Here is a 24,280-nt window from a genome sequence, read left to right as displayed (position 1 = left end):
ACGTGGTATGGGAAACAGTTCTGACGGAACTCCGGTCTCCGTCCGTGTTCTCGTCCCAGACGGTGGCGAACTCCAGGAACCCGAAACGGACGAGGACGACGAGGAGGCGACAGAACAGTCGACTGAACAGGGCGGAGACGCCGGGGAGGACGAGGAGGGAGCGGCCGAAGAATCCGAGCAGGAGGACGGCGACGAAGCGGCCGAAGGAGACGGTGACGAGGCGGAAGCGGCCGGCGACGAAGAGGAGGAGGACGAACAGCGCGAGGAGGCGACTGCCGAGGACGGAACGCGCATCCTCCACCTCAACCTCGACCGGTTGTTCCTCGACCTGCTCGGTCTGGAGGTCGACCTCGACGAGGTGACGCTGGACCTCACCGCACGGCCCGGCGCCGGCAACCTCCTCGGGAACCTGCTGTCGGCCGTGACCGGACTGCTCGACGGCGGCGGACTGGGGAGTCTGCTCGGCGGTGGCGACGGTGGCCTGCTACCAAGCATGCCGTCTCTGCCCAGCCTCCCCGACCTCCCGAACCCGTTCGCGCGGGCCCGGAAACTCGCCGGCAAGCTGGCGGCCCGTCTCCGCGAGATGCTCGGCAACGCCGTCGCGGCGCTCCCGCTGATGGAACTGCTCTCGCAGTTCCTCGAAGAACTGGTCTCCCAGCTCCTCGACAGCGGCGGCGACAACGGTAACGGCAACGGCAACGGCAACGAGGCCGCGAACGCATGACCCTGGTACGCTACTGATGAGTGAGCCATCCCTCACGGACCAGATCGACACGGAAGAACTGCTAGAGAGCATCGACTACGAGGAGCTGATCGAGGGGACGGAGCTCGCCGAGGAGTTCGACTTCGACGGCGACAAGTCGACCTCGGAAGCAATCGGCGGCGCTGTTGGCTCCCTGGTCGGCCGGAAGGTCGGGGAGATGCTCGCCGAACAGATCGCGGAGGCGATTCGCTCGGCACTCAGTCGCGGCGAGGAAGACGAGGGTGAGGAGGAGGCTGAAGGCGAGGAGGGCGAGGAAGACGAGGGTGAGGAGGAGGCTGAAGGCGAGGAGGGCGAGGAAGACGAGGGTGAGGAGGAGGCTGAAGGCGAGGAGGGCGAGGAAGGCGAGGAAGCGGAGAGTGAGGAGGGAGAAGGAGAGGAGGCTGAAGGTGAGGAAGCGGAGGACGAGGAAAATGAAGGTGGAGCGGAGGATGAGGAGGGAGAAGGAGAGGAGGACGAAGAGGCGGAAGGCGAGGAGACCGAAGGAGAAGAATCCGGCGACGGAGACGAAGCGGAGGCCGAAGAAGAGGACTCCGGCGATGGAGACGAAGCGGGGGAAACGGGGAGTGCAGAGCAGGCCGTCGAGGAGGGGGCTGGAGCAGTCCCGGCAGAGGAGACGGAGGAGGACGAATCGGCGGCAGAGGGTGAGGAGGAAGGCGAGGCGGAAGAGGCGGAGAGCGAGGGCGAGGCGGAGGGGGGCGAAGACGTGTTCCCGGAGGGCGTCGACGACCTCTCCGAACTGTCCTACCGCGAACTCCAGTCGCTCGCGAAGGAGCGGGACATCCAGGCGAACCTCAGTCGGGACGAACTGACCGAGAAACTCTCGGCGGCCCTCGACAGCGATGAGTGAGTCCCGGATAGCGGGACGCCCCCATGCTTCTTCGACGCTCGTCGGCGGTGGGGCAGTCCCGCGTCGCTGACGCTACTCTCGTGGCGTGGTCCGCCGCGAAAAATGGAAACCGGATTGCGTCCCGGTCAGTCGCCGCCGAACATGTCGCGCATCATCGGGTGCATCTCCATCATCTGCTCCTCGGCGATCTCCTCGTACAGCTTGTACGTGATGGAGATCGTCAGCAGCAGGCCCGTCCCGGTGACGTTCCCGATGGTGCCGAGCATGTTCGCCATGACGGCGAGCAGGCCGACGAGGGCACCGCCGATGACGGTGACCTGCGGGATGTACCGTTCGAGGACCTTCTCGATGACGCCGAGGTTCTTCCGGAAGCCCGGGATCTGCATCCCGGAGTTCTGGATCTGCTTGGCGGTCGCCTCGGGGCCCATGTCGGCGGTCTCCACCCAGAAGATGGCGAAGATACCGCCGCCGATGACCATGAACGTGAGGTCGACGGCGATGCGGATCATCACCTGCCACGGCTCGGCCGTCGAGGCCGCGGTCCACCACATCCACGCGTCGGGGTTGTAGATGGGTGCGAGGTAGTAGAACAGCCCGCTGACGGGCTGTCCGTCCGCGTAGACGCCGGCCCACGCCGGCAGGTTCATCGTCGACTGGAGAATTTGCCCGAGGAACTGGATGTTCGCCTGCAGCGCGCGAACGAGGATCATCGGCAGGACGCTCGCGTAGATGAGCTTCACCGGGAAGCGGCCCCGGGCGCCCTTCACGCGGGCGTGGCTGAGCGGGATCTCGACGCGCACGCTCTCGGCGTACACGACGACGACGTAGATGAGCACCGTCGTGATGACGCCGAGGATGCCGGCCTGCATCAACACGAAGGAGAGCCCGTCGGTCGTCAGCAGCGGTGGGATGTTCGAGACGTTCCCCATCGCGATGTCGAACCAGGTGGGGATGAGCCCCTGGTTGCCGACGTCGCCCTCCCAGAAGAACAGGCCACCGACCAGGCTCTGGCTCACGTTGGCCACAATGAACAGGCCGATACCGGAGCCGACACCCCACTTCGAGATGACCTCGTCCATGTACAGCAGCAGGACGCCACCCGCTGCGATCTGGGCGAAGATGAGCACTCGAACGCCGAGGATGCCGACGCCGAGGCTCTGGGCGAGCTGCGCGCTCGGCTGGAGGAAGTTCCCGAGGAACACCATGGGGAGCCCCGTCAGGAACACCATCACGACCACCAGGAACTTCTGGAGCCCCTGGTAGATCGCCTGGTCACGCGGATCGTTCGTGTCCAGACCGAGCAGGTTCGCACCGCCCAGCAACTGCAGGACGATGCTCGCCGTGACGATGGGGCCGATGCCCAGCTGGAGCACCGTCCCCTGACCGCCGGCGAGCAGACTCCGGAACTGACCGAAGAAGTCGTCACCGCCAGCCTGGAGGCCCCACAGCGAGACGTTCGTCAGGAAGAAGTACAGGATGAGGACGCCGGCCGTCCAGTACATCTTCCGACGGAACGGAACGTGCCCCTCCGGACGCTGCACTGCGGGCATCCGCGTGAGGACCGGCGCAGCAGACTCCTTCCATCCCATGGGTTACTCCTCGTTGTCTTCCGCTCCGCGCTCGGAGACGACGGCGTCGCCGCCCTCACTCTCGATGAGTTCGACGGCGCCCGCGGAGAACGCGTCCGCCGTCACCTCGAGCTGTTCGTACACCTGTCCACCGCCGAGCACCTTCACCACGTCGGCCTCCCAGCCGTCTTCGGCGACGTCGCGGGCGTCGACGCGGTAGCCGAAGTCGGTCTCCTCGGCGACCCCGTCGGCCGCGAGCAGGGCGATGTCCTCGTCGAGCTTCTGGACGGACACCTCGGCGACGTCCCGGTCGGTCTTCTCCGGGCGCTTGAAGCCGCTCTTGCCGACGTCTTCGTAGTTGTGTTGCTCGTGTTTCTTGCGACCCGCACGCCCACGGCCGCCGCGATTGCCGGCGCCCCGGCGGTTCTTGTGGGTGCCGCCGCCGTGCGTCCGGGAGCCGCGTTGTCGTCGTTTCTTGCTAGTCATGGTTAGCGCATGTCGGTGAGGAGGTCGTCGATCTCCTCGGTGGTGTGCTTTCCGAGCTGGCCGCCGTCGCTGACCGGCTGCTTGATGCCGTCGTGGCCGCCACGCGGCGGGTGCAGTCGGAGGACGGGCGCGAGCCCGGCCTCTCGCAGCGTCGTCTCCTCGTCGAGGAGCGCGCGTGCGAGGTCGTCGACGTCGTCGTAGTCGGTGTTCTCGGCGACCCACTCGTCGTCGATGTCGGCGCTCCCCTCGAGGGGTTCGCCGCGCCGACCGACCAGCGAGGTGAGCACGTCGAGGCTCGGTTCGCCGAACGCCACGAAGTCGTTGACCTTCGCGACCATCCCGTCGTACGTCTCCGTCTCGGGGACGAGCGCGCAGTGGTTGACGCTGTGGATGTTGAGCATCTCCAGCGTGTCGACGACGTCGCCGCTCATGTTGACGTCACCGCGGACCTGGACGACCGCCCGCATCACTCGATCACCTCGCGCTGCTCGCGAGCGTGTTCGGGCACGCGCGCTTCGGCGGTGTTGCGGAGCGCGTTGAACGTCGCCTTCGCGAAGTTCACCGTCGTCCGCGTCTTCCCCGAGGAGCGCGTCCAGATATCGTCGATGCCCGCGAGTTCAAGCACGTGTCGGACCGTCTCGCCGCCCGCGAGGCCGAGGCCACGCGGGGCGGGAATCAGTTCAACCTCGACGCTGCCCGCCTTGCCGGTCGTGCGGAGCGCGACGGTGTGGGGTCGCCCACAGCCACACTCCCACGACCCGCAGCCGCGCGAGACGTCGATGATGTTCAGTTTCGCGACCTCGATCGCCTTCTGGATGGCGCCGCCGACCTGGTCGTCGCGACCTTCGGCGTAGCCGACGAAGCCGTCACGGTTACCGATGACGACCACGCAGCGGAACTTCACTCGGCGGCCGGAGTCCGTCATGCGCTGGACCATGTTGATGTCCAGCACTTCGTCGTCGAGCCCCGGGATGAGGTTGTCGACGATCTCCGGCTCCTTGAGCGGGAGCCCGCTGTTGAGGGCGGCGGACATGTCCTCTATCTCGCCGTCCTGGACGAGGCGACCCAGGCGCGTCTTCGGTTCCCAGGTGTCGTTGTAGCCCATGTGTTAGTCCTCCTGAATGGCTTCCCGTACTTCGTCGAAGTGTTCGGGAAGCTCCGTTGCGTCGAAGTCGCCGCCGTACAGCGGCTCCTCGAGTGTCTCTGCGTAGTCGGCGATGTGTTCGCCCCGGGTGCGCGACCAGTCCGCGAGGACCGAGTCGTTGTGCGGGATCTCCAGGCCGGCGTCTATCGCGCCCTCCTGGATCGCGAACACTTTCGAGCCGGGGGTCGCGGTGTTGAGGCCGATGTCGAGTACGCCCTCCTCCGCGCCGGCTTCCCGAGCGCGCGTTCCAGCGAGCAGCCCCGTGAGGTACGCGGCCGGGAGGTTGCCCGTCGGGGCTTCCCAGCCGTACTCCTCGAGGTCACTGGAGTGTGCACTCGCGATCGTCTCGTCGCCGTCGGGTCCGGTCGCGACCAGCTGCGCCGTGACGTGCCTGTTGCTCTTCCGAGCGACAAGCCGAGGTTTCCCTGACTTCAGGAGGCGCAACCTCTGGTGGTAGTCGGTCCGGACCTCGCGGCGTCGCCGCATCGGCACTTTGTAGCGTGGTCCTGTTGCCATTAGATCTCACCGTAGTTGTCTTCGATGTAGTTCTTGAGGCGTCGGACACTGTCGAACTCGCCACCGTTGGCCATGTTGTACAGTTCGCGGTACTCACTCGCGGTGAGGGTACCGTCGTCGCGGAGTTCCCGCAGCGTCCGTCGCTGTGCGCGGATGCGGTCCTGGTAGGCCTCCTTGCTGTTCTGCCGGGCGCCCTGCTTGCCCTTCCGGGTGCCGGGGCCCTTGCGGTGGCCGTAGGACCGCTTCTCGTCGCGTTCGCGTGCGCGACCGCGGGAGTTCCCGCGCTTGGTCTCTGCCTGTATCGTGCCCTCCTCGACGAGCTCGCGGATGTCCGCTCGGGTGATGGCCTCCGCGATGTCGCCCTGGGCCTCGGGGTCGAACCAGACGCGACCCTTGCCGACGTCGAGGACGTCCGCTGCGAGTCGCTTCTGTGCGCTCAGATCACTCATTGTCTACCTCCACTTCGACGTAGGTCGGGTTCAGGACGCGGATGCCCGCCTCCTCTGCCTGCTCCTCGATGCGTTCGCGCTTGCGTGCGCCGACCTTAGAGGCGATGCGGGCCGCCTCCGTGTCCGGGTCGATGCCGTCGAGGTCGTCCGTGTTGTGGACGTGAACCTCTTCGAAGCCGCTCGGGTGTTTGCCCCGGACGGCCTTCGGCGTGCGGAAGCCGGACTCCACTTTGTCGCCCTTGCCCTTGATGCCGCGGCGCTGCTTCGATAGCTGGCCGCGGGGACGGCGCCACGACGACGGCGTCCGCTTCTTCTTGTGGTAGTCCTGGCGGTTGAACTGCGGCTTCCCCTCGCGGCGTCGCTTCTGGAGGAGCCGCTGTTCGTCGTCGCTCAGGTTCGGCGTCTTCGTCGCGAGGCCGCGGGGACGGAGCTCCGTCTCCACGTCCTCGTCTTCGGTCTCCTCGGTCTCCTCGGGTTCGGCCTCCTCGACCTCCGCCTCGGTGTCTTCTTCGACCTCGAGACCGCCGACGTCTGCCTTCACGCGGGCCGCGAGCGCGTTGCCGATGCCCTCGACGTCCGCGAGGTCGCTCTGGCTCGCCGCCTTCACGTCCTCGACGGAGTCGTAGCCCGCGTCGCGGAGCGCCTCGGCCTTCGACGGGCCGACACCCGAGATGTCCTCGAGTGACTCCGGTGCGGTGTCTTCGTCTGCCATCTATCAGGCACCTCCCTTGCTGGGTTTCTCGACGATGTACACGCCGTCCTGGAACACGCGTGTGTCCTTGTCGGTGACGCGCGTGAGCTGTTCGATGTCGGCCGCCGTCTGGCCGACGTCCTCGATACTCGGGCCGTTGAGGGTCACTTCCTCGCCGTCCACGGAGACCTGCGTGTCGCCGCGGATGGGGGCGCGCCGGGGCGCCTTCTCGCCGAGGAAGTTCTGGATGACGATCTCCTCGCCTTCCGCTTCGACCTGCATCGGGAAGTGAGAGTAGTGGACCTGCAGTCGGTACTCCCAGCCTTCGGTGACGCCGTGGAACATGTTCTCCACGTGACTCTCGAAGGTCCCGACGGTGGACATCGTCTTGGCGTCCTCGGCGTCGCTGGCGATGACGACTGCGCCGTCCTCGACGGAGACGCTGACGTCCGGGTACCAGAGGCGCCGTGACACGGACCCCTCGGGGCCCTCGACGGAGAGGTCGAGGTGGTCGACCTCCGCCGTCACGTCGTCCGGAATTTCGATTTCGACTCGTGCCATTGTTAGTATACGTACGCGATAACCTGGCCACCGACGCCCTCCTCTCGGGCTTCGTAGTGGCTCATGATACCGTGGCTCGTCGTGACGACGAGCGAACCGTAGTCGCGAGCGGGGAGGTATCGCTTCTCCCACTGCTCGAAGTCCTCGGCACCCACGGAGTACCGCGGGTTCACGGGGCCACACTCGTTGATGGCACCTTTCAGTTCGACCTCGAATCGGCCGGCCTTCCCGTCGTCGACGAACTCGAAGCCGTCGATGTACCCGCGGTCGTAGAAGACCTCGAGGACGGAGCCGACCATGTTCGAGGCGGGCTCTACCGTATGCGTGAGATGCCCGACGCTCTCGGCGTTGTCGAGGCCGGAGAGTGCGTCGGACAGGGGGTCGTTTGCCGTCATTGTTAGCTGTACTTCTTGAAGCCCATCGAGCGGGCGATCTCGCGGAAGCACTGTCGACACAGCCAGATGTCGTACTTGCCGACGAGGCCCTGGTTGCGGCCACAGCGTCGGCACTCGTGTGTCTGGCCCGTCTCCGTTGCTTCGTCCGTCTCGCTCATTCGTTGACCTCCACGTCGAAGTTAGATTCGAGGTACGCGACTGCGTCCTCGGGGTCGAGTCGGTGGTTCGACGGAATCTGCCGGGAAGCCTGGTCGCGCTTGGCGACCCGGTAGCCCGGGCGTACGAGGTTGACGGTGACGTCGAGCCCGTAGATTCCGATGTTCGGGTCGTACTCCTGGCTGGGGAACTCCGTGTGCTCGTCGATGCCGAAGCTCACGTTGCCCGTGTCGTCGAACTGGCGCTTCGCCAGGTCGGCGGCCGGGAGCGCTCGGTCGAGGAAGTCGTCGGCGTCCTCGCCGCGGAGCGTGACCTTCGTACCGATCGGGTCACCCTCGCGGATGCCGAACTCGGGTTCGGTCCGCTTGGCGGTCGTGCGGACCGTCTCCTGGTTCGTGATCTCGTAGAGGATGTCCTCGGCGTTCTGGAGGTCGACCCCACCGCGACCGACGCCCATGTGGACGACGACCTTCTCGATGCGCGGTTCGCGCATCTCGTGGAACTCGGCCTCTGTCTCGCTCTCGCTCATTCGTCATCACCCACGAAGTTCTCGTCGATGACGACGACGTACTCCTCGACGGTCTCGAAGGCGTCCTCCTCGGTCTCGACGCGGACGGTGTTCTCCGCGCTGCCGGGCTGGACGGTGATCTCCTCGACCGTACCGATCTCGCCGGCGTGCTGGCCGGCGACAGCGGTGACGAGCGCGCCCTCCTCGTATTCGAAGTGGGCGACGATCTCGTTGGTCTCGTTCTCGACGACGACGGAGTCGCCCCCGCTGAACGAGTCGTCCTCGACCAGCAGGTTCGAGCCGTCGTGGAAGTTCAGCTGCGTCTTCCCGCCGGCGACGGTCGTCTTGTCCTCGACCTTGTTCAGTTTGCTGTCCGCCGCGTCCGCTTCGATCGGCGTGAGTCCGAGGCGGCCGCCCTCGTCCGGGAAGACCCGGTAGTACTCGTCGCGCGCCGGGAACGCCAGGATGTCGAACATCCCGATGGGGCGTTTGACGTCGCCGACGGAGCCGCCGTTGACGAGCACGCCGTCCGTGTTGATGGCGTACTGCGCCTCGCTGCTGTCGTCGACGTAGCCCAGGACGTCCCGGAGCACGACGACGAGCGGAACGCCCGACTCGCCGTGCGGACCGGCCCCGGCCTTCGCGGTGAACGTCTCCGTCTTCCGCTCGACAGGCCAGGACTTCGGTACCGAGAGTCGCTTCTGGTGGTTCGTCATTCGTTGTCACCTTCCAGTCGCTCGGCGCGCACGTCGTCTTCGAGGTCGAGGTCGGTGACGCGGAGGTTACTCGCGTCCATCGTGCGAGGCACTTCCTCGCCGTCCGCCTTCTCGACGGTGACGTCCTCGACGGACACCGACGCCTCGCGGAGGTCGACGTCGATGACCTCGCCCTCCTCGCCGGCGTAGTCGCCACGCATCACTTCGACGGTGTCGCCGACGTTGACGCGGACGCGACGCTGTCCGTACTCCTCACGGAGGTCCTCGGAGAGGTGCGCCCGCACCTGCTTGTGACGCTCGTGCAGCGACGCGCGCTCCGTGCGGTTTCGCTGTTTGTGTGGTTGTTCGGTCATTGTCTATACGATCATCGTCGCGGTACTCGCGATGGTACCGTACCGTTCCGCCACTTCGCGCGAGATGGGACCCTTGATCTCGGTCCCGCGAGGCTCGCCGAGGTCGTCGATGATGACCGCGGCGTTGTCCTCGAACTTCACGCGCGTCCCGTCCGGTCGACGGATGGCCTTGCGCTGGCGAACGACGACGGCTTCGAGCACCTGACGGCGCATCTCCGGCGTCCCCTTGGTCACCGAGACGGTGACCTTGTCGCCCAGCCCGGCCTTCGGGTGGCGGTTCTTCGTTCCCTGGTACCCTGACACGCTCGTGATCTTGAGCTCGCGTGCGCCAGTGTTGTCGGCGCACGTGATGAGCGAGCCCTTCTCCAGGCCCTGCGTGACGTCTGCCTTGATGGCTTCCATCAGGCGTCACCTCCGCCGGTGACTTCGACGACCACGTGGGACTTGGTCTTCGAGAGCGGTCGGGTTTCTGCGATGCTGACCGTGTCGCCGACTTCGATGTCGAAGCACTCCGGCGCGTGCGCCGGAACGCGGGACCGCCGTTTCATGTAGCGGTCGTACTTCGGCACGAATACGTCGTATTCGCGCTCGACGACGATGGTCTTGTCCATGTCTGTGGAGGCCACTTCGCCTTCGAGAACCTGTCCTCGCACGGAAAGACTTCCGTGGAAGGGACAGTTCCCGTCGGTGCACGTGCCCTCCGGTTCTGTTACGTTCAGTCCTATCGCCATTTCGAATCAACTCCTGTCTCGGAGCGTAACGCTGGTCGTGAGAGCAACGCGACCCCATCCACCGTAACGTAGGCCACGCCCTCGCCAGTGGTTTGGCTCTCGCCACCTGCAGGTTTGGACGCGGTCCCGGTCGCCTTGGCGGCGACCGCAGCTTCATCTGTGAGTCGGAACGTGAATCTGGCTCCCCGCTTGGGAACCTGCTTGACACCCGCGTCGCTGTCGCCGCTGTTCGACCCGGTGTCGATAACTAGGGTGCGCATCGTCTCGCGGACGACGCGCCCCTCGATGCCGACCCGCGAGGGGTCGGTCGACTCGGCGACCCGCACGTGCAGGCCGACGAGTTCGTGTCGCGGTAGCGTCTCGGGTGTCACTGTCATCTTAGCTCTCGTCTGTCTCGTCGAGGTCGCCTTCCTCTCGCTGGATCGTCTTGATCCGGGCGACAGTCCGGCGGAGTTCGCTGATGCGACCCGGGTTCTCCGGGGCGCCACCGGCAGCCTTCACGGCCTTGGCGTTCAGCAGCTCCGTCTCGATGTCCTCGAGTTCCGCCTCGCGTTCTGCGGGCGTCATGTCGCGGATCTCCTGGGTGTGGAGAATCGCCATTACTCCTCACCCTCCTCGGTGTCCGCGTCGTCTTCGGTCTCGTCGTCGGTCTCCGCTTCGGCCTCCTCGGCCTCGGCGTCGTCCGCTGCTTCCATCTCGTCGATGAGGGCCTCGGCGGTCTCCTCCGCCGACTCGTCGACGTCGTCGAACTCTTCCTCGGCCTCGACCTCGGAGGCGAGTTCGTCGAGTTCCTCCTCGACGTCACCCTCGGCGTCCGGCGGCGAGGTGGACAACGCGCCCTCCTCGACCTCGACGTCCTCCTCGACGATCTCCTCGACGGCGGCCTCTACGTCGGCCTCCGCCGCGGCGTCGGCCTCCTCGGCCTCGGCCTCGTCGGCGGGGGCCTCGCCCTCGCCTTCGAGGAGGTCTTCGAGTTCCTCGTCGGCCTCGGCTTCGTCGACGACGAGGTCCTCGATGTCGGCCTCCTCCTGGATCTCGAAGTCGTCGGGGAGCTTCGCGTTCGGCGGGATGATCTTCACGCTCACGCCGATGGTGCCGAGTTTCATCACCGCGACACCTTTGCCGTGGTCGACGATCTCCTCGGCGGGTTCGCCGTTGTGCTTGATGTAGCCGCGGTTGAACTTCTCGACGCGGCCGCGGTTGCCGGTGACCTTCCCGCTGAGGACGATCTCGGCGCCGAGTGCGCCGGCGTCCATGATGCGGTCGATGGTCGTGTGACCGGCCTTCCGGAAGTACCAGCCGCGTTCGAGCGCGTTCGCGAGGCGGTCCGCGACGATCTGTGCGTTGAGGTCGGGTTCGTCGACCTCCTGTACGTCGATCTGCGGGTCCTCGAGGTCGAATCGCTCCTCGAGCTGGGTGGTGATCTTCCGGATGTTCTTCCCGCCCTTGCCGATGACCATCCCGGGCTTCTCGGCCTTCAGGACGATCTGCATCCCCATCGGCGTCGGTGCGAGTTCCATGCCGCCGTAGCCGGCGCGAGCCAGTTCGGTGGCGAAGAACTCGTCGATCTGGGAGCGCTGGAGGCCCTGCTCGATGAACTGCATCTCGTCGGCCATTACGCGCTCACCTCCTCGGCGTCGGGTTCGGTGACGACGAGTTCGACGTCACAGAGGGTGGTATTCCACGGGTCCGCCTTCCCCATCGCGCGGGGCTTGCGGCCCTGGCTCTCGTCGACCTTGTGCGGGGCGACGTGCGTGACGACCATCTCGTCGGCGTCGAAGCCCTGCTGGTCGGCGTTGTTCGCCACGTTCGAGAGGAGCTTCAGGAAGTCCTTCGAGGCCTTCTCCGGGTAGCGCCCGGCGTCCCAGCCCTCGATGTCGTTCCGGTGGCCGACGCCGCTGTTGTGCTGCTTGAACGGCACCGACTGCTCCTCGTTGACGACGGCGTCGAGGTACTCTCGCGCCTCGGCGACCGTCCGGCCCTTGATCTCTCGGGCGATGGCTTTGCTGTGCTTCAGGCTGATGGGCCGTTCTCGGAGCATCGCTCTCGCGGATACGTCCGGGTCGGTGTCCACGCTGTAGCTGATTCCCATGGTTTATTTGAGCGGCACGAACTTCGAGGAGCGGGTCGCGCCGATGCCCGCCTGCCCGTGTTCGACCGAGTTCCGGGTCAGCTGGAACTCGCCGAGGTAGTGCCCGATCATCTCGGGTTGGACCTCGACGCGCTCGAACTCCTGTCCGCTGTAGACCGCGAACGTCAGGCCGACGAAGTCCGGCAGCACCGGCATGTCGCGCAGGTGGGTCCGGATCGGGTCGTTCGCCGTCTCCTCGGCCGTCGATTCGCGGGCTTCCTCGAGCACCTTCTGGTGCTGGTCGGACAGCCCACGGGTGATAGTTCGCCGCTGACGTGCGGGGAGCAGTTCCGCGACTTCCTCCAGGCTCATATCCTGCAGCTCGTCGAGTTCGTGACCGCGGTAGGTGAACTCACCCTCGCGGCCGGTTCGGTATTCCGTGCTCATGGTTACTCGTTGCCTCCGCGGCCGGTCCGCTTGGAGGCGATGTCGCCGACCTTGCGGCCGGGCGACGCGTTGCGGGAGACACTCTTCGGTCGACCGGGGTGCTGGCGGCCGCCACCACCGAACGGGTGGTCGACGGCGTTCATCGCCACACCGCGCACGATCGGCCACTTCCCACCGCGCGCTCGCATCTTGTGGTGCTTGTTCCCGGCCTTCACGAACGGCTTCTCCGTCCGCCCGCCACCGGCGACGACGCCGATGGTCGCGCGGCAGTCCGGAGAGAGCCGCTTGATCTCGCCGCTGGGCAGCTGGACGACTGCGGCGTCCCGCTCGTGCGTGATGAGGTCGGCGTTGACCCCGCTCGCGCGAGCGAACTTGCCACCGTCGCCGGGGTGGCTCTCGACGTTGCAGACGGGCACGCCCTCGGGGATCTCCGCGAGCGGGAGGGTGTTGCCCTCCTCGATGCTCGCCGAGATACCGATCTCGACCGTGTCACCGACTGCGGTGCCCTCGCTGGCGAGGACGAGTCGCTGGTCGTCGTCCTCGAACTGGACGTTCGCGACGGGCGCGCTGCGCGCGGGGTCGTGCTCGATGTCGACGACCTCGCCGACGAGCACGTCCGCGTCCTCGGCCTTGCGGTGCGACAGTTCTGCCTTGTATCGGTGCGACGGCGCGCGGAACGTCGACGTCCCGCGTCCACGTCGCTGGCCCTGAATTCTGCGTCCCATGTTCAGAACACCCCGATGCGGGAGGCGACGTCCTGTGCGTCGTCGTCCTCCGAGAGCGTGACTGTGGCCTTCTTCTCGCCCTGTGGCGTCACCTGCGTGTTCACGTTGGTGACAGTCACGTCGTACTGGTCTTCGATCGCGTCACGAATCTCGGGCTTGTGCGCGTCGAGGTCGACGATGAAGAGGAGCTTGTTGTCGAAGTCCATCTCGTCCATCGCCTTCTCGGTGACGAGGGGGTAGTCGATGATGCCGCTCATCGGTCGGCCACCTCCTCGACTGCGCTCTCGGTCCAGAGGGTCAGTCGGCCCGGGTCCGTCCCGGGCGCGAGGTCCTCGGTGTTCACCTCTCGGCCGGTCGCCACGTCGACGCCCGCGAGGTTGCGGGCGGCCTTCGACGGACCGGTCTCGCTGGAGGTGACGACGAGCAGGGAGCTCGGTTCGCGGTACTTGCGACCGCGGAGCTTCCCCTGCCCGGCGCGAACCTGCTTGCCCTCGTCCGCGCGCTCGACGTCCGCGTGGACGCCGACTGCCTCGAGGAACTCCACGACCTCCTTCGTCTTCACGAGGTCCTCGAACTCGTCGCTCACGACGAGCGGGAGTTCGGTGTCCTCGTCGAAGCGGTGGCCGCGCTCGGCGACCAGTTCGCCGTCCGTGGTCGCCGCGATGGCGCTCCGGGTGGCGGACTTCCGCTCCTTGTCGTTGAGGTCGAGGGAGTGGTCCTTCTCGGCTTTCGGCGGGTGCGCTTTCCGACCGCCGACGGTCTGCGGGACGCGCGCCCCGCGGCCGTTCGTCCGGGGGACGTGGGCCATACCGCGGCCGCTACCCTGGGACTCGGCGGAGGTGCGCATGCCCGCGTACTCGTCGGCGCCTGTCTCCTGTGTTCGGTTGGCCTGCGCGGCGAGGACGGCACGCTTGATCAGGTCTGCGCGGACGGGTTCGGTGAACACGTCCGGCAGGTCGAGCGTGCCTGCGTCGTCGCCGTTCAGGTCGCGTACAGTTGCCTGCATGGTTATCCTTGGTTAGATGCGGTGCTGACGTAGCGCACCTCGGGGTCGAGGCGCGGCGATTCGCTCGGCCGGACGGCCGGACGGAAACGCACCAGGCGCTTGTCTGGACCGGGCACCGACCCCTTCACGAGCGTGTACGGGCCGTCGACTTCGCCGTAGTTCGGGAAGCCGCCGGCGGCGTTCACGTCGTCGCCCTCACCGAAGTCGATGAGGCGCTTGTTGAGTTCGGTGCGCTGGTGGTAGCCGGTCTGTCCGAGCTGCGGAACCGTCGAGCGAACGCGGCTCGGGTTCCACGGGCCGAGGTTACCGATGCGGCGCCGCCAGCCCTGGCGAGCGTGCTTACCTTTCCGCTTCTGCACGCCCCAGCGCTTGACGGGGCCCTGCGTCCCCTTGCCCTTCGTGACGCCGGCGATGTCCGTGAACTCGCCGGCACGGAAGACGTCGCCGAACTCGTGGACGCCGCCGTCCTCGAGCAGTTCGGCCGCGAAGTCGGCACGCTCCTGGAGGGAGCCACCGCCGACGCGCGTCTCCATGATGTCGGGTGTTTTCTTCGGGATGCTCGAGAGTTCGCCGGGAACCGTGTGCGTGATGACACGGATGTCCGCGACGTCTTCGTTCTCGAGCGTCTCGGTCAGTTCGTCTGTGTCTCCGCCCGACTGCGGGACGGAGAGCGCGCGGTCGAGGTCCTCGTGGACGTCGTCTGCCCAGACTTCCGTGAGCGGCTTCTTGCCGTACGGCGTGTCTTCGTAGATGCGAACGGCGGCCGCTCGCATCGGGGGCGTCTCGACGACGGTGACGGGCACGGACGTTTCCATACCCTCACTGGGCGAGTTGGCCTTGTCGTCGACGAGGACGACGTGGGTCATGCCGGCCTTGTAGCCGGCGAACCCCTGGAGGCCTACCTGCCCGTCGTCTGCGGGCCACGAGTTGAAGCGCGGTACCTCACTCTCCGCGCGCTTGCGGGGACTGAACCCCATCGAGCCTTTGCGTGGTCTGTTTGGCTGTGGCATCGTATCACTCCGTGAGCGTCAGGCAGCCGAGGGAGGCGAACAGAGCTTCTTCCGTTCGCACGACCTCGCTCCCCTGCGACGGGATGGTGTTGAGCCAGGCGTCGAATCGCGCGGGTGCGTCGGCAGTTGGGTCGGCGACGGCCTCGCTGACCTCGTCCTCGGTGAGTCCGAGCATGGGCGGGAGCCCACGTCCGGGTGCACCGAAGGCGACGGTCATTCCGTCCCGGGCGATGCGTTCGACGTACCCCCCGAGGGATGCCGCCGAAAGCGGCGTCCCGTGGCGGGAGGTGGCGATGCGAACGCCCGCGTCGGGTCGGTCGAGTGCGTCACCGAGGGCCGTGCGTTCGACCGTGAACCCCGGGAGGGGTTCGTCGACGATCTTGGCACGGACCGGTCGTCGCGAAGAGACCCTGATGGTCACGCGCTCCCCCTCCGACAGCTCCATACCGGGAGGCTGGTGGAGGGAGATCGGGTGTTGCATGCCGCAATTGACCCGAACGCGCCCTTCAGATCCGACCTGGGTCACGATTCCCTGTCGTAACGACCCAGACCCGCTCGAGTCTGAGCCGGTCCATGACGAGAGACGGAGCGGCGGCAGGACACCGACGTACTCCAGTTCGTCGCGCGTGTCGAAGGCCTCCTTTCGGAGGTACGGTGGCGTCGCGGCGTACCGCAACACCGTTTCGACGAACCCGCCGCCCCACTTCCGCTCGCCGTCTTCGTCGGGGAAGACGACGAGGCGGTCAGCCCGGAACACCGCCGCCGCGCGGGCGACGTAACCGAGTTTGCGAGTTGCCTCGCGTTTGTCCTCGGCTTCCCGGACGAGGGACGACGGCACGAGTACGCTGAGTGTCATGCCGTGTCGCGTCCGTGTCTCGTCACGAGACTGTAGGTTAGATATTGACCTCTCCGTTAAAAGGGTGGCGTTTCCGATGCCGCCCTGTGGCGGTCTCACACCCCAGTTATCGGCCGATTCGTGTGCGAGTTGTTGTCAGTCTCGGTGGCTTGCTGGCCGTCCCCGATTCGGGTCGTCGGGGCCGTCCGATCCGACTCGACGGCGCCGTCGTCTACGGTTGTTCCCGACTCGCACACTCGTCTGCAAAGAGTGGATTTATATACAACCCTGCCGATTGTTTGGATGCGAAGGACGCAGGCGCGCTGGTAGTGTAGTGGTATCACGTGACCTTGCCATGGTCACAACCGGGGTTCAAATCCCCGCCAGCGCACTTCTACTAACCCACGACCGCGAGAGACCTCCGTGTCTCTCGCGTCGTTGCAGGTGTGTGCGTTGGGATTTGAACCAACCAGTCGCAGTCCCGGAATGGCCGAACGGAGCGAGGCCACATGCCCGGAACGTCTGGTCCTCGTTCAAATCCCCGCCAGCGCACTTCTCTACTGACTCGCACCGCTGAGCGCCGCGTGATGTGCCCGGAGTGAGTCCAGTCGCTCGTCCACGTTGGCGGGTGCCGGCGCGAACCGGGTCAGGTCCTACGCGACTGCCTGAAGACGCGGAACAGCGGGTAGAAGAAGTAGAGACCGGCGAGGCCGACGATCGCGTAGATGACCCGCGCGATCACCTCGGCCGCATCCGGCTGGAACACCGGCTCGAGCCCCAGCTCGACGACGTTGACGTCCGCGATACCGATGACGCCCCAGTTGAGCGCCCCGATGATGAGCAGCGCAAAACACACCCAGTCGAGCGCCGACAGTCTGGTCCCGGCCATACAGATTCGGTGGCTAGCGCGAGGATTTGTTATTGGGAACGTACTTCCCGGACGACAGCCGCTGGCGGCGCTCGGGAGACGACTGGCACTGCCTACGGCGGGTCGCAGTGCCGCGATAGTCAGTGCGTACGTCCCTAGGGCGTCGACCTGCTACCGCCGGCGCCGCCACACGGTCACGCTCACGGCGATTGCGACGGCGACGAGCGCGAGCGCGTTCGCGACGGCACTACTGTCGCCGCCGAACCGCCAGCCGAACACGACGTAGCCGACGACGCCGACGACGGCGAACAGGAGGCCGACGATGGGGAGGGGGTTCGAGCTGTCGAACACGACCGGCTCTTCGACGACAAGCCAGTTAAACGCTCGTCGTCGTCTGCAGCAGCTGCGAGACCACACGTATCACTTTCTATACTGTAATTCTCTTCACTGGCTTCCAGGCGCTGTTCGAGCGCGACGACGGTCGAGAGCTGCTGAGGCGTGATTTCGGTTCGCGGGCCCTGTGGATGTGACGCACTCTCACGATGGTTTCTTGTCGGTTCGTGAGAATTGTCGAACGACCCCCCGATGCCCCGTCTCTCCGAATCGCAGGTCATCCTCCGTTACTACCTCTACAGAGCGACCGCCCGTCCCGGCTTCCACTACCCCGTGTACACGCTGTTCCTCCTGTTCAACGGGCTGAGCCTCGCACAGATCGGGCTCATCGCCAGCATCCAGTCCGTCGTCGTCGTCACCTCCGAGGTGCCGACCGGCTACGTCGGCGACCGCATCGGCCGGCGGAACAGCCTCGCCGTCGGTGCGTTCATCATGCTCATCTCGAACGCCAGCTACCTCGTCGCCACCGACTTCGTCGGGTTCACGTTCACGTTCGTCACGCTGTCGTTCGGCGGCACGTTCGTCTCCGGCAGCGGGAGCGCGTGGCTCTACGACACGCTCAAGGAACACGACATCGAGGACGACTTCACGTACATCCAGGGCCGCTCGCGGGCGCTCGCGCAGTGGGTGAGCGCGGCCAGCCTCATCGTGGGCGGTTTCCTCTACGCCGTGGACCGCTTCTACCCGTTCTACGCGGGCGTCGTCGTGGCCTGCATCAGTCTCGTGATGGTGCTGCGCCTGCCGAAGAACGAGGCGTACGACGACACCGTCGAGGACGTCGGGGAGGAACGGCTCACCATCGTGGACGCCCTCCCCGTCGTCCGCGACCAGCTCTCGGCGCCCCGCCTCCGGTGGTTCGTCGTCTACCTCGCACTGTTCAGCGGCGCCATCTGGACGATGGACATGTGGATCCAGCCCATCGCACAGAACACCCTCGAGGCGAGTTTCGGCCCGACGCTCGAAGGGTGGGGGCTGCCGGAGTCCGGCATCATCGGGCTGCTGTACGCCGCGTTCACGGTGATCTCCGCCATCGCCAGCGACTACGCCAGCGACGTCGAGGAGCTCCTCGGCGTCCGCAAGGCGATGTTGCTCATCCCGGTCACCATCGCGGCGACGTACGTGTTCGCGGGGCTGTTCCCGCTGCTCGCGTTCCCGATGTTCTTCGTGATGAAGGGCGGCGGCTCGGTCGTCGGCCCCATCCGGAACCGCTACATCAACGACAACGTCCAGTCCGTCGGGCGCGCCACGATCCTCTCCTCGGTGGCGATGCTCCGGCAGGTCGCCGGCATCCCGTTCCGGGTCGGTAGCGGCATCCTCGCGGGGATGTACACGCCCCTGAAGGCGGTCGCCATCCTCGGTGCGCTGTTCCTGGTCGGGGCGTTCCTGCTGTGGGCGTTCCGGCCGCCGGTGAGCGAGGACTACGAACCGTCCTCCGGCGCCGTCGCCGCGGACTGACGCCGCCCGCCACGCAGCTACCGGCGTCGGCGGCCAGTGGACCCAAGTGTCGTCCGTGCCAAGTTTCGGTATGACCGTCGTCGCACTCCTCAGCGTCGCGCCCGTGACGGAGGACAGCATGGCCGCGGACGTGGCCGACGCCGTCGCCGCACTCGACGACTTCGACGTGGCCTACGAGACGAACCCGATGGGGACGGTGATCGAGGCCGCCGACGTCGACACACTGCTCGCGGCGGTCGGCGCGGCCCACGAGGCCGTCGACGCCGACCGCGTGAGCACGTTCCTGAAGATCGACGACAAGCGCACGAGCGACGAGTCGGCCAGCGAGAAGGTCGCGGCGGTCGAGCGCGAACTCGGCCGGGAAGCGCGCTCGAACGGCGACTGACGTCGGTCGACGGCTCACGCGGACTGAGAAACCTCTTGTGTGGGGGCGCCGAACCCGGCGGCATGGACAGTCTCAACCGGATGTCGCTGGAGCTCGCCGACGAGGCCCTGGAGTTCACGGAGGAACTCGACGTCGGCGCGTTCGAACTCGACAACGGCACGACGGTCATCGACTTCGGCGTCGAGCACGTCGGCGGCCTCGAGGCCGGCCTGCTGCTCACGGAGCTACAGACCGCCGGCCTCGCGACCGTACAGACCCGCGTGGACGAGGTGGCGGGCGCGACGTTCCCGTACGTGGAACTCGCCTGCGACCAGCCCGGGGTGGCCCTGCTCGGCGCGCAGAAGGCCGGCTGGGAGGTCAGCACGGACGACTACGAGGGACTCGGGAGCGGCCCGGCGCGCGCACTCGTCGCCCAGGAGGGCGAGTACCGCGCCCTCGACTACGTCGACGCCTTCGAGTTCGCGGTGCTCGCCCTGGAGAGCGACGCGCTGCCCACCGCGGCCGCCGCCGAGCAGATCGCGGAACTCGCCGACGTGAACACGGAGAGCGTCTACCTCGCGGCCTACCGCACGGCGAGCGTCGCCGGGAGCGTGACCGCCGCCGCGCGGGCAGCCGAACTCGCCGTCTTCCGGCTGTTCGAACTCGGCTACGACCCGCTCGACGTACTCACCGTCAGCGCGAGCGCGCCCGTCGCACCCGTCGCGGGCGACGAGGAGGCCGCCATCGGGCGGACGAACGACGCGCTCGCGTACGGCGGCCGCGTCCACCTCACCGTCGCCGAGGAGTTCGACGAGTTCGAGGCGGTCCCGTCCTCGGCGGCCGAGCGCTACGGCGTCCCGTTCGCGGACATCTTCGCGGACGCCGACTGGAACGCCGCGGACGTCGACGAGGGCGTCTTCGGCCCGGCGCAGGTCACCGTCGACGTCGTGGGCGGCCCGACGTACACGCTCGGCGACGTCCACGAGGACCTGCTCGCCGAGGGCTTCGACATCGCCTGACGCGGCGACCCCGCAGTAGCCGCCGGAGGGCGGCGTTTTATCAGGTTTCCGACCGACGGCCCCGGTATGCAACCGCTCTCGGGTCGGTCGGTCGTCGTCGTCGGCGCGGGCTTCGGTGGTCTCTCGACGGCCTGTTACCTCGCGGACGCCGGCGCGGACGTGACCGTACTGGAGAAGAACGAGCAGGTCGGCGGGCGCGCGAGTCGACTCGAACGCGACGGGTTCGCCTTCGACATGGGGCCGTCGTGGTACCTGATGCCGGACGTCTTCGAGCAGTTCTTCGCGGAGTTCGACCGGCACCCGACCGACTACTACGAACTCCGGCGCCTGGACCCTCACTACCGGATCTTCTTCAAGGACAACGAGGGCCGTCGCCCCGGCGGCGACGTACCGGGTCTCGACGTCGACGCCGACGGTGACACCATCGACGTGACGCCGGACCGCGAGCAGGTGAAGGCCGTCTTCGACGCGTACGAACCCGGCGCGGGGGAGCAACTCGACGACTACCTCGCGCAGTCCCGGGAGAACTACGAGGTCGGCATGGAGCACTTCGTCTACGAGGACCGCCCCCGAGTCCGGGACTGGCTCGACCCGGACCTCGCGAAGTACGCCCGCGGGCTCACGTTGCTCGGGTCGATGCAGGACCACGTGGAGGAGTACTTCGACCACCCGAAACTCCAGCAGGTGATGCAGTACACCCTCGTCTTCCTCGGGGGCTCGCCGGACACCACGCCCGCGCTGTACAACCTGATGAGCCACGTCGACTTCAACCTCGGCGTCTACTACCCGGACGGCGGGCTGAACGGCGTCGCCGTCGGGATGGCCGAACTCGCCGAAGAGTTGGGCGTGACGTTCCGCACCGACCACCCGGTCACCGCCATCAAGGGCCAGCGCGGCGGGTTCAAGGTGGAGACCGATGGCGCGACGGGCGCGCAACTCGCTGACGTCGTCGTCTCGGACGCCGACTACGCTCACACCGAACAGGCACTGCTCCCGCCGGAGAAACGACAGTACGACGCCGACTACTGGGAGTCCCGAACGTACGCCCCGTCGGCGTTCCTGCTCTACCTCGGCGTGGAGGGCGACGTCGAACCGCTCGCCCACCACACGCTCGTCCTCCCCTCGGACTGGCAGACCCACTTCGACCAGATCTTCGAGGACCCCGCGTGGCCGGAGGACCCCGCGTACTACCTCTGTGTCCCCTCGAAGACCGACGACGACGTGGCGCCGGAGGGCCACAGCAACCTGTTCGCGCTCGTCCCCGTCGCTCCCGGCCTCGACGACACTCCCGAGGTCCGCGAGTCCTACCGCGACCTCGTGCTCGCGGACGTCGCCGAGAACACCGGCGTCGACCTCCGTGACCGGATTGTCGTCGAGGAGACGTTCAGCGTCTCGGAGTTCGCCGACCGCTACAACAGCTACCGGGGGACGGCGCTCGGACTCGCACACACCCTCCGCCAGACCGCGCTGTTCCGCCCACCCCACCGCTCGAAGGCCCTCGACGGCCTCTACTTCACGGGCGCGTTCACGACGCCGGGCATCGGCGTCCCGATGTGCATCATCAGCGGCGAGATCACCGCCGAGAACGTCCTCGCCGACGAGCGCTGAGGCATGCTCCGCTACCTGCTCACGCTGTCCCGTCCCCGGTTCTGGCTCTACCTCGCCGGCCCCGTGCTCGTCGGCGTCGCCTACGGAGCGGACGCACTCCCGGAACTGTTCTCCGCACCCGCGGCATCGCTGTTCGCGTACTTCCTCGTGCCCGCGAACGTCTACCTCTACGGTGTCAACGACTTCTTCGACCGGGACGCCGACGAGCGCAACCCGAAGAAGGAGGACCGGGAGGCCAGGTTCCGCGGGGGCCACAGGGTCAGCGCCGTCGTCGTCCTCTCGGGCGTTCTGCTGCTCGCCGTCCTCCCGTTCGTCCCGCCGCTCGCCTACCCGTGGCTGGCGGCGTGGGCGTTCCTCGCCACCGAGTACAGCGCGCCGCCGCTCCGGTTCAAGACGACGCCGTTCCTCGACTCCCTCTCGAACGGGCTCTACGTCCTCCCGGGCGCCGCCGCGTACGCCGCCGTGGCCGGGAGTCAGCCGCCGCTGCTCGCGGTCGCGGGCGGCTGGCTGTGGGCGATGGGGATGCACACGTTCTCCGCCATCCCGGACGTCGAACCCGACCGCGAGGCCGGTCTCCGCACGACCGCGACCGTGCTCGGCGAACGCCAGACGTACGCCTACTGCGCGGCCTGCTGGCTCGCGGCAGCGGCCGCCTTCGCGCTCGTCGACTGGCGACTCGGCGCGCTCCTGTTCGCGTACCCGGTGCTCGTCTTCGCCATCGTCCGCTCCCGGGTCGACGTCGAGCGCGCGTACTGGTGGTACCCCTACGTGAACACGCTCGTCGGGATGGCGCTCACGCTCGGCGGCCTCTGGAGGGTCGTCGATGCGTGAAGCCGTCGAACGGCGACTGGAGGCGCTCGTCGCCGCCAACCGCTTCGAGATCGCTGTCGTGTTCCCCACCGTAGGTGCCGTCCTCCTGCTCGCGTCCGCGTGGGACCTGCTGCCCGCGCCGCTGGCGTTCAACCCGTACCTCGTCCTCTCCGGCGTGCTCGTGATGCGCCTGCCCCTGGTCGCCGGGCTCCTCCCGCTGGTCGGCAGGCGGGAAGCGGTCGCGCTGGTCGCGCTCACCGCCTACGCCTACGGCATCGAACTCGTCGGCGTGGCGACTGGGTGGCCCTACGGCCACTTCGAGTACCTCGTCGACCTCGGGCCGATGCTGCTGGGCGACGTCCCCCTCGGCCTCCCCGTCTTCTTCCTCCCGCTCGTCGTGAACAGCTACCTCCTCGTCCTGCTGCTGTTCGGTCCGCGCGCCGCCCGCGCCGCCGTCCGCCTGCCCGCCGTCGCGGCGCTCGTCCTCTGGATGGACGTCGTCCTCGACCCGGGCGCCGTCGCGCTCGGCTTCTGGCGGTACGACGCCGCCGGCGCGTACTACGGTGTCCCGCTGTCGAACTACCTCGGCTGGGTGCTCTCTGCCACCGTCTCGGTGGCGCTACTCGACCTGGGGTTCGACCGCGCCGCCCTCCGCGAGCGCCTCGCCGACTGTCCGTTCCTGCTCGACGACCTGGTGAGCTTCGTCGTCCTCTGGGGAGCCGTGAACGTCGCGTTCGGCCAGGCCGTCCCCGCGCTCGCGGCGGGCGTCCTCGGGGTCGCGCTCCTCAGGACCGACCGCTTCGACTTCGACGTGCTCGGCCTGTCGCCCGTCCGCCGCTAGGGGGCCGGGTGCGGGTCGCCGCGGTGGTGGGCGTGCTCGGCCGTCGTCGACAGCCTGGTCACCCGGTAGAACACCGACTCCGGGTCGCCGTACACCGCCCACAGCAGCCGCGTCTTCGCCAGCAGCCACAGCTTCCGGGTCGTGCTCAGCCCCGGCGTCGACGTGAGCACGTCGCAGTTCCGCGACCGGATCTCCCGGTGGTGGTCGGCGTACAGCACCGCCGCCAGCAGCACCGCGAACTGGCAGTCATCCGGGAGGTACTCGATGCCCGCGACGCCCTCCCGGTACTTCCGCTCGGTGTACGCGAGTTCCTGCCGCATCGTCTCCCGGAACCCGGGCGTCACCTCCCCCCGGCGCAACTGCTCGACGGTGACGCCGTGTTCCTCCCGGACCTCCGCGGGGAGGTAGACGCGGTCGTAGTCGTCGATGTCCTCGGCGACGTCCCGGAGGAAGTTCGTCAGCTGGAACGCCTCCGCGAGCGCCCCGGCGTGGGGTTTCGCCCCCTCCGGGTCCTCGACCTCCATCACGTCGACCATCATGTTCCCGACCGCGACCGCCGACCCCCGCATGTACGCCTCCAGGTCCTCGTGGGTGTCGTAGCGGGTCGTCTCCAGGTCAGCGAGCATCGCGTCGACGAACGTGTCCACGTCCGCGTCGTCGAAGTCGTGGCGCTCCGAGAGCTCCTGGAACGCCGCGAGCACGCCGTCGGCCTCCCGCTCGCCCAGTGCCTCCGCCCGGATGCGTTCGAGCTCCGCTCGCTGCTCGGCGGGGTCACGGTCCTCCACGGTGTCGACGACGTCGTCGGCGATCCGGAAGAACGCGTAGAGGACGTACGTCGAGTGGCGGACACGCTCGGGCAGGAGGCGCGTCGCCAGGTGGAACGTCCGCCCGGTTCGCCGCTGGATTCCCTTGCTCGTGGAGATGTGTGTACTGTCGACCATGGT

36 protein-coding genes and 1 tRNA gene are annotated in these 24,280 nt (G+C 67.3%); 9 read left to right on the top strand and 28 right to left on the bottom strand.

Features of this window, described 5'->3' with window-relative positions; genetic code table 11:
- Positions 1–7 precede the first annotated feature (7 nt).
- Positions 8–724, top strand: coding sequence for a hypothetical protein (locus LT965_RS03430; protein ID WP_232702615.1), 717 nt, complete (start codon positions 8–10; stop codon positions 722–724).
- Positions 725–740: 16 nt separating this feature from the next.
- Positions 741–1,610: a hypothetical protein gene (locus LT965_RS03425; protein WP_232702614.1), complete on the top strand. Its 870-nt coding sequence runs from the start codon at positions 741–743 to the stop codon at positions 1,608–1,610.
- Between the two features lie 125 nt (positions 1,611–1,735).
- Here the strand turns inward: LT965_RS03425 and secY are convergent, their stop codons facing one another.
- The 25 genes from secY to LT965_RS03300 are packed head-to-tail and all read right to left on the bottom strand — an operon-like array spanning position 1,736 to position 15,999.
- Positions 1,736–3,199 carry a preprotein translocase subunit SecY gene (secY, locus tag LT965_RS03420; protein WP_232702613.1) on the bottom strand — a complete coding sequence of 488 codons (1,464 nt, stop codon included), beginning with the start codon at positions 3,197–3,199 and terminating at the stop codon, positions 1,736–1,738.
- A 3-nt stretch (positions 3,200–3,202) separates the two neighbouring features.
- Positions 3,203–3,664: an uL15m family ribosomal protein gene (locus LT965_RS03415; protein WP_232702612.1), complete on the bottom strand. Its 462-nt coding sequence runs from the start codon at positions 3,662–3,664 to the stop codon at positions 3,203–3,205.
- A gap of 2 nt (positions 3,665–3,666) precedes the next feature.
- Positions 3,667–4,131: a 50S ribosomal protein L30 gene (rpmD, locus tag LT965_RS03410; RefSeq protein WP_232702611.1), complete on the bottom strand. Its 465-nt coding sequence runs from the start codon at positions 4,129–4,131 to the stop codon at positions 3,667–3,669.
- Positions 4,131–4,769, bottom strand: a complete 639-nt coding sequence (locus LT965_RS03405; protein ID WP_009487736.1) for a 30S ribosomal protein S5 — start codon at positions 4,767–4,769, stop codon at positions 4,131–4,133. The genes rpmD and LT965_RS03405 overlap by 1 nt, the downstream gene beginning before the upstream one ends.
- A 3-nt stretch (positions 4,770–4,772) precedes the next feature.
- Positions 4,773–5,324: a 50S ribosomal protein L18 gene (locus LT965_RS03400; protein WP_232702610.1), complete on the bottom strand. Its 552-nt coding sequence runs from the start codon at positions 5,322–5,324 to the stop codon at positions 4,773–4,775.
- Entirely contained in the window at positions 5,324–5,773 is a 450-nt protein-coding gene (locus LT965_RS03395) for a 50S ribosomal protein L19e (protein ID WP_232702609.1), read from the bottom strand. The genes LT965_RS03400 and LT965_RS03395 overlap by 1 nt, the downstream gene beginning before the upstream one ends.
- Positions 5,766–6,485 carry a 50S ribosomal protein L32e gene (locus LT965_RS03390; protein WP_232702608.1) on the bottom strand — a complete coding sequence of 240 codons (720 nt, stop codon included), beginning with the start codon at positions 6,483–6,485 and terminating at the stop codon, positions 5,766–5,768. The genes LT965_RS03395 and LT965_RS03390 overlap by 8 nt, the downstream gene beginning before the upstream one ends.
- A gap of 3 nt (positions 6,486–6,488) precedes the next feature.
- Entirely contained in the window at positions 6,489–7,025 is a 537-nt protein-coding gene (locus LT965_RS03385) for a 50S ribosomal protein L6 (protein ID WP_232702607.1), read from the bottom strand.
- 2 nt (positions 7,026–7,027) lie between these two features.
- A complete protein-coding gene (locus tag LT965_RS03380; RefSeq protein WP_232702606.1) occupies positions 7,028–7,420 on the bottom strand; it encodes a 30S ribosomal protein S8 in 393 nt (130 codons plus the stop codon).
- A 2-nt stretch (positions 7,421–7,422) separates the two neighbouring features.
- The gene (locus LT965_RS03375) at positions 7,423–7,578 is read right to left on the bottom strand and encodes a 30S ribosomal protein S14 (RefSeq protein ID WP_009760682.1); all 156 of its coding nucleotides are present in this window, start codon (positions 7,576–7,578) and stop codon (positions 7,423–7,425) included.
- Entirely contained in the window at positions 7,575–8,105 is a 531-nt protein-coding gene (locus LT965_RS03370; protein WP_232702605.1) for a 50S ribosomal protein L5, read from the bottom strand. The genes LT965_RS03375 and LT965_RS03370 overlap by 4 nt, the downstream gene beginning before the upstream one ends.
- On the bottom strand, positions 8,102–8,800 hold the full coding sequence (locus LT965_RS03365) for a 30S ribosomal protein S4e (protein WP_232702604.1): 699 nt from the start codon (positions 8,798–8,800) through the stop codon (positions 8,102–8,104). Before LT965_RS03365 ends, LT965_RS03370 begins: the two co-directional genes overlap by 4 nt.
- Positions 8,797–9,153 carry a 50S ribosomal protein L24 gene (rplX, locus tag LT965_RS03360; RefSeq protein ID WP_232702603.1) on the bottom strand — a complete coding sequence of 119 codons (357 nt, stop codon included), beginning with the start codon at positions 9,151–9,153 and terminating at the stop codon, positions 8,797–8,799. Before rplX ends, LT965_RS03365 begins: the two co-directional genes overlap by 4 nt.
- 3 nt (positions 9,154–9,156) lie before the next feature.
- Positions 9,157–9,555, bottom strand: a complete 399-nt coding sequence (locus LT965_RS03355) for a 50S ribosomal protein L14 (RefSeq protein WP_232702602.1) — start codon at positions 9,553–9,555, stop codon at positions 9,157–9,159.
- Positions 9,555–9,884: a 30S ribosomal protein S17 gene (locus LT965_RS03350; RefSeq protein ID WP_232702601.1), complete on the bottom strand. Its 330-nt coding sequence runs from the start codon at positions 9,882–9,884 to the stop codon at positions 9,555–9,557. The genes LT965_RS03355 and LT965_RS03350 overlap by 1 nt, the downstream gene beginning before the upstream one ends.
- Complete coding sequence (locus LT965_RS03345) at positions 9,875–10,261, bottom strand: ribonuclease P protein component 1 (RefSeq protein ID WP_232702600.1); 387 nt, start codon at positions 10,259–10,261, stop codon at positions 9,875–9,877. Before LT965_RS03345 ends, LT965_RS03350 begins: the two co-directional genes overlap by 10 nt.
- A gap of 1 nt (position 10,262) precedes the next feature.
- Positions 10,263–10,484, bottom strand: coding sequence for a 50S ribosomal protein L29 (gene rpmC / locus LT965_RS03340; RefSeq protein WP_232702599.1), 222 nt, complete (start codon positions 10,482–10,484; stop codon positions 10,263–10,265).
- The gene (locus LT965_RS03335; RefSeq protein WP_232702598.1) at positions 10,484–11,500 is read right to left on the bottom strand and encodes a 30S ribosomal protein S3; all 1,017 of its coding nucleotides are present in this window, start codon (positions 11,498–11,500) and stop codon (positions 10,484–10,486) included. The genes rpmC and LT965_RS03335 overlap by 1 nt, the downstream gene beginning before the upstream one ends.
- On the bottom strand, positions 11,500–11,976 hold the full coding sequence (locus LT965_RS03330) for a 50S ribosomal protein L22 (protein ID WP_232702597.1): 477 nt from the start codon (positions 11,974–11,976) through the stop codon (positions 11,500–11,502). Before LT965_RS03330 ends, LT965_RS03335 begins: the two co-directional genes overlap by 1 nt.
- 3 nt (positions 11,977–11,979) lie before the next feature.
- Complete coding sequence (locus LT965_RS03325; RefSeq protein WP_232702596.1) at positions 11,980–12,402, bottom strand: 30S ribosomal protein S19; 423 nt, start codon at positions 12,400–12,402, stop codon at positions 11,980–11,982.
- A gap of 2 nt (positions 12,403–12,404) precedes the next feature.
- The gene (locus LT965_RS03320; RefSeq protein ID WP_232702595.1) at positions 12,405–13,127 is read right to left on the bottom strand and encodes a 50S ribosomal protein L2; all 723 of its coding nucleotides are present in this window, start codon (positions 13,125–13,127) and stop codon (positions 12,405–12,407) included.
- Positions 13,128–13,129: 2 nt separating this feature from the next.
- A complete protein-coding gene (locus LT965_RS03315) occupies positions 13,130–13,384 on the bottom strand; it encodes a 50S ribosomal protein L23 (RefSeq protein ID WP_232702594.1) in 255 nt (84 codons plus the stop codon).
- Positions 13,381–14,133, bottom strand: a complete 753-nt coding sequence (gene rpl4p / locus LT965_RS03310; protein WP_232702593.1) for a 50S ribosomal protein L4 — start codon at positions 14,131–14,133, stop codon at positions 13,381–13,383. Before rpl4p ends, LT965_RS03315 begins: the two co-directional genes overlap by 4 nt.
- Before the next feature lie 2 nt (positions 14,134–14,135).
- A complete protein-coding gene (locus LT965_RS03305; protein WP_232702592.1) occupies positions 14,136–15,143 on the bottom strand; it encodes a 50S ribosomal protein L3 in 1,008 nt (335 codons plus the stop codon).
- A gap of 4 nt (positions 15,144–15,147) precedes the next feature.
- Positions 15,148–15,999, bottom strand: a complete 852-nt coding sequence (locus tag LT965_RS03300; protein WP_232702591.1) for a putative RNA uridine N3 methyltransferase — start codon at positions 15,997–15,999, stop codon at positions 15,148–15,150.
- A 299-nt stretch (positions 16,000–16,298) separates the two neighbouring features.
- Here LT965_RS03300 and LT965_RS03295 point away from each other — a divergent pair.
- Positions 16,299–16,369: transfer RNA gene (locus tag LT965_RS03295), tRNA-Gly, on the top strand.
- 255 nt (positions 16,370–16,624) lie between these two features.
- Here the strand turns inward: LT965_RS03295 and LT965_RS03290 are convergent.
- Together LT965_RS03290 and LT965_RS03285 are read right to left on the bottom strand one after the other, a co-directional pair.
- A complete protein-coding gene (locus tag LT965_RS03290) occupies positions 16,625–16,867 on the bottom strand; it encodes a DUF378 domain-containing protein (protein ID WP_232702590.1) in 243 nt (80 codons plus the stop codon).
- Positions 16,868–17,017: 150 nt separating this feature from the next.
- The gene (locus LT965_RS03285) at positions 17,018–17,197 is read right to left on the bottom strand and encodes a hypothetical protein (RefSeq protein WP_232702589.1); all 180 of its coding nucleotides are present in this window, start codon (positions 17,195–17,197) and stop codon (positions 17,018–17,020) included.
- Between the two features lie 234 nt (positions 17,198–17,431).
- On the opposite strand from LT965_RS03285, the gene LT965_RS03280 reads away from it, so the two are divergent.
- The 6 genes from LT965_RS03280 (at position 17,432) to cruF (ending at position 23,336) form a co-directional block, all read left to right on the top strand.
- On the top strand, positions 17,432–18,694 hold the full coding sequence (locus tag LT965_RS03280) for an MFS transporter (protein WP_232702588.1): 1,263 nt from the start codon (positions 17,432–17,434) through the stop codon (positions 18,692–18,694).
- 70 nt (positions 18,695–18,764) lie between these two features.
- On the top strand, positions 18,765–19,079 hold the full coding sequence (locus LT965_RS03275) for an MTH1187 family thiamine-binding protein (RefSeq protein ID WP_232702587.1): 315 nt from the start codon (positions 18,765–18,767) through the stop codon (positions 19,077–19,079).
- Between the two features lie 62 nt (positions 19,080–19,141).
- Positions 19,142–20,077 carry a methenyltetrahydromethanopterin cyclohydrolase gene (gene mch, locus LT965_RS03270; RefSeq protein ID WP_232702586.1) on the top strand — a complete coding sequence of 312 codons (936 nt, stop codon included), beginning with the start codon at positions 19,142–19,144 and terminating at the stop codon, positions 20,075–20,077.
- Between the two features lie 66 nt (positions 20,078–20,143).
- Positions 20,144–21,685, top strand: a complete 1,542-nt coding sequence (locus LT965_RS03265) for a phytoene desaturase family protein (protein ID WP_232702585.1) — start codon at positions 20,144–20,146, stop codon at positions 21,683–21,685.
- A gap of 3 nt (positions 21,686–21,688) precedes the next feature.
- The gene (locus tag LT965_RS03260; RefSeq protein WP_232702584.1) at positions 21,689–22,516 is read left to right on the top strand and encodes a prenyltransferase; all 828 of its coding nucleotides are present in this window, start codon (positions 21,689–21,691) and stop codon (positions 22,514–22,516) included.
- The gene (gene cruF, locus LT965_RS03255; RefSeq protein ID WP_232702583.1) at positions 22,509–23,336 is read left to right on the top strand and encodes a bisanhydrobacterioruberin hydratase; all 828 of its coding nucleotides are present in this window, start codon (positions 22,509–22,511) and stop codon (positions 23,334–23,336) included. Before LT965_RS03260 ends, cruF begins: the two co-directional genes overlap by 8 nt.
- On the opposite strand, the gene LT965_RS03250 is transcribed toward cruF, so the two are convergent.
- Positions 23,333–24,277 carry a phytoene/squalene synthase family protein gene (locus LT965_RS03250; protein WP_232702582.1) on the bottom strand — a complete coding sequence of 315 codons (945 nt, stop codon included), beginning with the start codon at positions 24,275–24,277 and terminating at the stop codon, positions 23,333–23,335. The genes cruF and LT965_RS03250 overlap by 4 nt on opposite strands.
- Positions 24,278–24,280: the final 3 nt, after the last annotated feature.

This window comes from Halobacterium wangiae, from assembly GCF_021249345.1.
Lineage (GTDB): Archaea > Halobacteriota > Halobacteria > Halobacteriales > Halobacteriaceae > Halobacterium > Halobacterium wangiae.
The sequence above is the reverse complement of the archived record's forward strand: the minus strand, read 5'-3'. Positions and strand labels throughout refer to the sequence as shown.